The sequence below is a fragment of the Salinivibrio sp. MA440 genome (assembly GCF_001996265.1).
GTDB classification, from domain to species: Bacteria; Pseudomonadota; Gammaproteobacteria; order Enterobacterales; family Vibrionaceae; genus Salinivibrio; species Salinivibrio costicola.
In genome coordinates this window covers 1-8,748 of the sequence record NZ_MUFI01000071.1, presented here as the reverse complement: position 1 = coordinate 8,748, position 8,748 = coordinate 1, and the positions used below count along the sequence as shown (strand labels likewise).

Below are 8,748 nucleotides of genomic sequence, written 5' to 3'. Positions count from 1 at the left end.
CCACCATAGAAGAAAATAAACATGATGAATGTCACTAATCCAGCAAAAAAATGCGATTTATTTTCATGATAACTAATCCAGCCGCCAGCAAAGAATATTTCTTTTGTTACAAAAGCACATATTACATTTAACAGCGACAACGCAAAAGCAATAAAAAATAGTATTTCCATTATTCACCTTGTTTTATAAAATCTAAAATAGATAGAGGCATTTTGCCTTAACATATTAATTTGAATAACTGATTGACTATTTCTATCAATCCAGAAACCGACACCAAGTAGATAAAGATCACCACTATAATGATAGCACGGCTATTTGAAGTGATTGATTTCCACTGTGTAGCACGATTAATAATACCAAAACCGACCAGTGCATACGAAAAAATCAACAATCCACTTGCTAAATATACTAGAAAAGTAGATTCATCCATCTTAACACCATCATTTATTCACTAAAGTAGAAGGCGATATATTTAGAGTCCTTGTTGACAGAGGCCCCTTTAAATAACTCGAAGAGCGTTAAGATTCCAACCTTTGGTCTGGGCATCGACTGCCAATCAAGGATATTAATTCCAACGCTCTGGTGGTGACCAACCCAGCCATGATTCCGATGTAAAAGCCAAGAAACGCCAATGTTGGCAGGCCGACCAGTCCAAGCAAGAAAGGCAGTATCCCAGTGATAACAAAAAGAGAAACCATTATGTCACGGCAGAAGTCTGAACCATCGTTGTAAACCATCAGATCAAGCCACAATGACAACAACAGCGTTGCGCCAATAATAAGGCTTACGACTAGCCCCCAAGGGCCCATAAACCCGGCTGCCAAGCCAACCCAGCTTAGAAATATCCCCATTTCCGGCCCCACAAAGCCTCCATTGGCACCGCCAGATATCTTATAAGCCCCAGAACCAGTGACAGGATCTGTGATAATGTAGCCTGATCCAGTCCAACCAACGACAGAAACGGGTTTCTCATGAACGGTGACTTCTTTACCCGATGCAATCGCACTGTTTATTTCAGCTCTTACTTCATCATCGATTGCAATCTCACTGAGTAAAAACTGGTTGCTATTAGTCAATGTGTAAATTTTTTGACCTTGTTGACCAGCAATACCCAATGCTTTGACTGCACTAACACCTTGCGGATTGTTGGTGCTATTATCCAGCATTTTTTCTGGCACTAAGTTTTCAAGATATGACGAAACTGCCCCTGTCATACGGTGATAGTCTCGCCAGTCGTCCAGGCAGTTGTTCGCTGCTTCCGCATTGTTTGCCAGCCTATCAACATCCATTCTCAGCCCACTGGGAGAAACCCAACGGGGAACGCCAAAGAAGTAAGAAACACTCAGATCAGTACTGAATGTGCCATAGCTAGGCTGAATATAGTTCACAACTTTTGTGGATTTCGACAACAACTTTTGTTGGAGGTTGACCATAGCATAATAGCTATGTATACCAGTTTGCAGGAAAAGACCTGCTGTATCGTGCTTGGTAAGTGTATCAATGTTTCCAGCCCCCAGTTGTTGGCTGACAGCGGCATTTTTCGCTTTCAAATCTGCCAGCATACCCGGCTCAATACCATGGTAGTCAATGCCAATCGCTTGATACTCACCGGCGATGACGGGGCTGTCAGTTTTTTCCCATCCAAATCGGGGCGTCCAAAAGCCTTTAGATATGTTGAGTTCTTCCCCAAGAGAAAAACTCCGATTTCCCATCGCTACCACTTGCGTATCGACGAGAAACTCTGCGTCCATTTGGGTTAAGCCATACGGTAGTTTCGCATTTGATGACGTCGCTTCGCTTTCACTTTGTGGCAGCTTAGCATTTAGCGTATCAATATCGGATTGGGTAGTAGGTGTAAAATGCAGCGCTAACGTTTTACCTGCTAATGCAGGGAGCGATATTTCTACATTGAGGTAAGTGTTTAGGTAGTTATCGTTCAGCGTAAATCCAAACTTATGCCTTATATTGCTTGGTAGTTGAGCTAACGGCTGGCTGGCAACGACAGAAATGTATGGCAATGTCACAGGAAGTACTTCAGCTTCGGTTTTGACTATTTTCTTACCTCCCGCTACGTCCTCGAATTTCGTATTGGGATGGTTAAGCTGGATATAGTCTTCGACTTTCTTTTCCAGCTCCGAAATAAGTTGAGCAGCATAGGCTTGATCAATTCCACGAACAGTTTTGTTCTCATTATCAACGTCAGCGGCTCCTATTAGCGCGGCATAAAATTGGTCTGGGTCAGTATCCATCGCTGCGTTTAGATCAATACCTTCCTCATAGGTGTACTGTTTAAAGCTAGGGTCTAATCCGACCCATTGCCCTTCAATTTGCGCTTCTGCCCATACATGCTCCATTTTAAGGCGTTTTGCAACGCCGTTGTGATCCGTAATCACAACATTAGGTACGCCACCCTGACCAAGCAGATTTTGCAGTGCTTTGACATCTCTAACACCGCCAACCCAATTAAGTGCCTGACTAATATCAACTTCCACCGAGCCATATACATAACGTGCAGGGATGGCTGAAGCCCGCAGCAAACTGACCAACAGGCTGGCTTGGTCAATTGCTCCACCTCGTTTGCTAAACAGGGTATAGTCTGCACCTTGAATCGAACCATGTGCAGGAACGTATTCTATGGTGTTGTAAACATAGTTATAGATAGCCAACGGATCGTGATTCAGCTCTATGGCTAGCTGTGTTAAGCGTTCAGTTACTTGGTTATCTTCATTAAACTGCAAAAACATGTCTGACGCTGGATCTGAAGCATAGCTTGAAACTGTGCGTGCATTAGCCTGATTGCTTTGGCTTCTGAGCCCAAGATAATCCTGGAGTGCTTCAACAGAAGAGGCTGGTTCGTGAACAGCAGAAGAAAGAGGGCCGAAAGGCAATATTTCACTATCGTATTGGTGGGGAGCTTGACCCAGCTTTATCGATGCCAATGATTGATGCAGTTTACCTGCAAGCTCTTGAGACTCGGCGACTGAGTTAAAATCTGCCTTTTCGAGAGCGCTAGCAGCTAAGATCATCGAATGATAATGCTTAAACATCATAGACAGTTGATCGCTGATCAACTTGACTTGCTGGGCATCACTTTTCTTTACGGCCTCACTGAGCTGCTTTCGCAATGCATGTTCAGCTTCAACCTTTTGATTAGCGATGATGTTGACGGAATGCGAAACATAACGTTGAAACTTTTCAGCTAATGCCACACGCATCTCGTTTGGCTCTGCTAACTTGTCATCACCTACCTTGCCAGTAAAACTGGCAAGGTATTTGGAAGTATTTTGACGCAATGCCTCGACACTGTTCATCAATTCGATGCTCACATCCCTATTTTCATAATGCTCTTTTGCCGCGAGCATCGCCACCGCAGAAGGCGAGTAGAAGACAAACAGGTAAAGCATCGTCATAGTTAAGGCTACCATCGGGAGAAAGCCTCTGGTATTTCGCCAGAACTCAAGCGCAATATTACTAGATTTCATATTTATATCCCTATATTCCGGTGGTTACTGCAAAGGTGCGCGACAAATACGGCGGTTGAATTCACCCGGTGCTGTTACTTCTATCGCGAAACGTTGGGTGACAGACTTCCCAGTTAAGTCACTCACTTCCAGCTCCACATCCTGCAACCCAATCTGCTTGTTGTTTGCCAGCCATTGAACGAGCCCAAATTGACTGATACTCATCCCTTCTGGCGCGCTTAGCAGGCGATAACGCAATGCATCGCCATCAGGGTCACTCGCAACAACCTGATAAAGGTAAACAGACTCAGTTCGTGCGCTAAGTTTGGGCAGGCTTGTCACCACTGGCGGTTGGCTTTCTCCCAGATATTTAACTGTTAGATTGAACTTCTGAGTATCACTGTTCCCCACGGAGTCAAACACCGAAATACTTACGTAATGATCACCGACATCGTTTTCAGTGACATTCCAGAAAAGAGCGCCAGAGTTACTTACTGCCATCCCCACTGGGCCTTCGTCAAGCTGGTAACGTAAAGGATCATTATCGAGATCAAAGACTTTCAACTGGTACGTATAATCCATCCCGTTATACGCTGATAGAACAGGGGAGCTCGTTATTACCGGTTCGTTTCCGCTATTTACACGGATGTTGTACATTTGCTCCGCATACGCACCATAGTTATCATAAACCCTTAAAATAACGGGATTACTTCCCTTCTGGTTGATTTCAGGAAGCCAGGTTACCGTCCCGTTTCCTGATACTGTCATTCCTGCTGGCGCTTCAATTAAGCGATAAGTTAGGGCATCGCCATCAGGATCCGCTGCAATAATAAGGTCCTGATAACTGGTCCCCACAAAGGCTTCAAGTAGCGGAACGGATGTAATGACAGGGTAAGCGTTATTCAACACTTCGCGAACAGTAACATTGAAGCTTTGTGTACTTTGCATTCCAAGTGGGTCTTCCGCAACAATAACAAAGGTGTGCGTGCCCACCTGGGAAGCATTTGGCGTCCATTCGATTTCATTTGACACATTTAATACTGCCCCTTCAGGAGCTGAGACCAACGAGAACGATACTGGGTCACCATTTGGGTCCTTAGCAGATACCAAGTACTTATAGGGGGTATCTATTGCTGCAATACCTGTTGGACTACTTGTAAACTCCGGTGCAGCATTGCTCGGATAGTAACTAAAGGTAAAGCTTTGTTCTGCAAAGACGCCTGACTGATCAGCGACTCGGATACGAACGCTGAATTTTCCGTCAAGTTGCATACTGGCTGGCCAAATGACTAAACCATCAGTTTCAATAACCATTCCAGCAGGTGATTCCATTAACAGATATGACAGCGATTCACCTTCAGGATCTGAAGCCAATACCTGATAGTGCAAGTCCCTATCACCCTGAACTTGCCAGCTTGGTTGGCTTGCGATGAGCGGTGGTTGATTTGCGGTTTCAGCTACCTGTACATCGAAGCTCTGAGTTGTGACGAGTCCCCCGGCACTTCTCGCTGCAATCCTAACAGCATAAGTCCCTGTTTGACTCGGCTGCCACAGTACCAAGTTGTTGGCATCAAGGGTCATTCCTTCAGGGTGAGTTTTCAGACTGACTTCAACCGGTTTACCCAAGCCATCCGAAACTTGCACCTGATAGGTAAACATTTCACCGAGTTGTAAATACGTCGTCGGCGTACTGGTAAATTCAGGCGCGCTTCCAGTTGTTACCGCTGAGATAACAAAGGACTGAATGGCCGCTAGTTTTTTATCGTCGATAACTTCAACAATGACACTGTGTCCGCCATCTCCGCTCACTTGATTCGGACGCCAGCTGATTTCTCCTGTGTTCGGATCAATGATCATTCCCTCAGGAGACTCTATGAGCTGGTAGGTAAGGTGAGCGTTTCGATCACTTTCTGCTACCACCTGATAGTAGTAACTTGCGCCTACCTGAGCTTGTAGCAACGGCTCACTGATAATTATTGGTGCTCGTAGGAAATCGAGAACATCAAATGAAAGCAATGTTGTCGACTGCAGCCCCGCGAGATCTTGCACTGCAACTTCAGCCACCAGTAGTCCAACGTCAGATTGCGTTGGCTGCCACGTAACAACACCACTGGTACTGTTAACACGCATGCCGGCAGGTGCATCAATAAGAGCGAATGAAAGATCATCCCCAACATTCGGATCTGAAACGTTCAACGCCAATTGGAACTTCTCACCTACCTCAAGCACAACTGGAGGGACAGGTTCAATGACCGGAGACTCATTGATCTCCGCCACGTTAACCGCAAACCATTGGGTTGCTTCTGCTGACTGGCTATCCGTCACTTTAACTTTGGCTATTGCAGCACGAGTTGTATTATTATCGGTCAGGCACTCCTCATTTCCGCTAACAACGATGGTTTCAATGTCATCACCCAAGGCGCTTTCTGGTATATCTTTTAACACCAATTGCTGATTACTTTCGGCAGCGGTGTTTTGAACATCAACCTGCCCAATAAAAACACCTTGACTATAGAAAGCGACAGCAAAAGGATGGGTTGTGTCTGCTAGTCCGCGGTTGTTCAACGTCGCAGCTACATCTACCAATCCACTCTTGCTTTCTGAAAGCGTTATCTGATTAACTTGTAAGTCGGCCTGATAAATAGGAGGGAGTTGATCTATGATCTCTTTAATCTTGATATCAACAATCGCTTCGGAGAAAGACTTCGCTCTAAGTCCACCACTTCGCAGGAAGTTAAGGTCCCAGGCTGCTCCCCCGCTTTCAATAGCAAGGTTCACGTAATCTTTTATACTGGCGCCAGAACCGCTTACAGCCCGTGTTCCACTACAGGTGTAGTAACTGCCACTGCCATCGGCTACAAAACCTATTCCTTCAGCAGTCATCCCCATTGCAGAACTGCCATCGTCACATCTGAACGATGAATTAATGACAGCATTGAGTAAGGTTTCGGTTGACTTGAGTTGTTCCAACATCTGTTGGTAAGACCAAGATAGGGTGACATCTCTGTCTTCATCTGTAACAAGGATTAAGTTCTTCGCAGAGTCCGTTCTTAATGGGTAGGTTTCCAGCGTTCCTTTCATGGCGCGATAGCCATCTTCGGTACCACCATAGAGTCTTAATTGCGCCGCTAAACGGCTAAAACTGGCTGACTCAACCATTTTTTCCCCATCAACCACCAGATAGCGGGGGCTGCGTTCATATCCAACCAGACCATAAAGGTTCTTATCCGTTTCTTTACCTACGCCCGCACCAACTAGTCCTGCTTCCAATGACGGCACCAAGTCTTTGAGCCAGTTGTGCTCTCCGGACATAGAGCCAGATTCATCCACCACGACAAAAACATCTGCGCTACCGCTCAAGCGAGTTGTCGTGCCCTGAATAATTTTGCATTGCTGGTTAGTTTGCTCAAACCCCTGAGGTGGCAATAAGACATTCTGCCACTGCACTTCTCCAGTAATAGGGTCAATCGTTATGTCTTTATGACCATGCACCAGACTGAAATGCAGTTGTGTATCTTTGTCGTCTGTAGCTGTAACCTGGTAATGATAAGGCTGCTCTTTAGCAACTACTTCAACGGGTAGTGAAGTAATCTGTGGCGGTTCATTGGCCATCGAAACAACGGTTAACTGGTATTGCTGATTATCAGTTAACCCCGGAGCATCTCTAACCTGAACACGTACTGTCGTCGCTGGTTCTAAGCTTTCCGGCTTCCAGGTAATAAGACCAGTATCCGTATCAATAACCATTCCCACAGGTGCGTCTAACAGTTCGAACGTCAGAGGATGAGATTCTTCATCTATCGCGACAACCTGATAGAGGTAAAGCTCTTGCAGCACAGCCTCAGAAATAGGTGCAGACACGATAACAGGTGCATTGTTACCCGGCGCAGTAACGTTAACATTGAAGCTTTGGCTATCTTCAGCTTTACCATCGCTAACAACGACTTTAACAAGGTGACTACCTGTGTCTCCGTTAGAAATGGGCCATGTAATCAATCCTGTTTCAGCGTCGATTAGCATGTTTTTGGGCGCATTATCCAAACGGAATGAAAGTACATCTCCGTCTAAATCTATAGCGGAGACAGTGTAGCTATACGGAGTATCTATGGTGCTTTCTGTAATAGGCGTTGACGTGATTTCAGGAGCATAATTGGATGGTGCATCTAATCTCACTGCAAAAGTCTGACTGTCAAACTCCCCTTTATCATCAGTCGCAATCACTTCGACTAGAAACTCACCAAAAGAAGACGCTGGAATGTCTGTTGTAACCCAAGAAATCACTCCAGTGATTGGATTGATCACCATACTATTAGGTGACTTCGCCAACGAGTACGTAATTGGATCCTGATCAGGTTCTGTGGCCACGACAATATATTGATATTCATCGGGCCAAGTAACTTGAGTGACCGGTGTTGACTCAATCACCGGTGGTTCATTGAAACTGACTAAAGTGGTCAAGTCTCCTTTAAATAACTCCCCGCCCAAGTGCATTGATCCAATCCACTGATTTGCTATCACAGTTCCCATCAAATCCCCATGTGGTGCGTTAATATTTGCATTAGGAGCCAACACATGACCCTCAATTTTTATTCCCGCAAAATTCAGCTCACTGGAATCAGGGAAGTTGAAAAGTACTCTTTCTCTGTGAGCGGCAAGAGATGACATACTTTTATTCTGTACACGATTAAATTTCGTGCTGTCGCCAAGCATGTTAATAATAATGGTCGATTCCGGGGGAAGGCAGCTAAACTCAAAGGTATGAGCAGATTGGAATTGGGAACCATCAATATTAAATACTTGAACCGGAGATGCGCAATCACCTTCTAGGTACAACCCGCCCCACTGATATTTTGACTCACCAGTTACTTTGGCAGCAGCAAGCTGCCTTGATATTTCCTGGTAGTATTCTTTCGACGAGAGTATGGAGTTTTCAAGAGCTATATTTTCAATGCTAATACCATCAGGAAAGCCAGCAATAACTGAACTACTAACACCGCTAGCGTCGCCTTCAATACGTATTTTCCCTTGATAAAGGCGACCTGACCTAAAGTTAGCATCTCCTTCTACGAGCAAGCCAAAATCGCTATAGTCTGGGGGCAAGCCAGCACCAATAGAATATCCACCTATTTCTAGATTTCCCCCAACTGCCAGTCCGCGCTGACTGTTGCCGGAACCGGAGTTGAAGTCACTAAAAACATAACCACTAAAGTTAGTGGCAGGCCAAAGTAAATCATCATTTTCAGCGTTAGCAGAATAAGATGTTACAAAAGTTAATAATAGTAAGAGG

2 protein-coding genes are annotated in these 8,748 nt (G+C 45.1%); both read right to left on the bottom strand.

The genetic code is table 11. The features are described 5' to 3' along the window. Window positions 1-518: 518 nt before the first annotated feature. Window positions 519-3,482, bottom strand: coding sequence for a transglutaminase-like domain-containing protein (locus BZG80_RS15140; protein WP_077679732.1), 2,964 nt, complete (start codon window positions 3,480-3,482; stop codon window positions 519-521). Between the two features lie 24 nt (window positions 3,483-3,506). Beyond that, on the bottom strand, window positions 3,507-8,748 hold a 5,242-nt coding region (locus BZG80_RS15135; protein WP_131827567.1), incomplete at its 5' end, for a putative Ig domain-containing protein.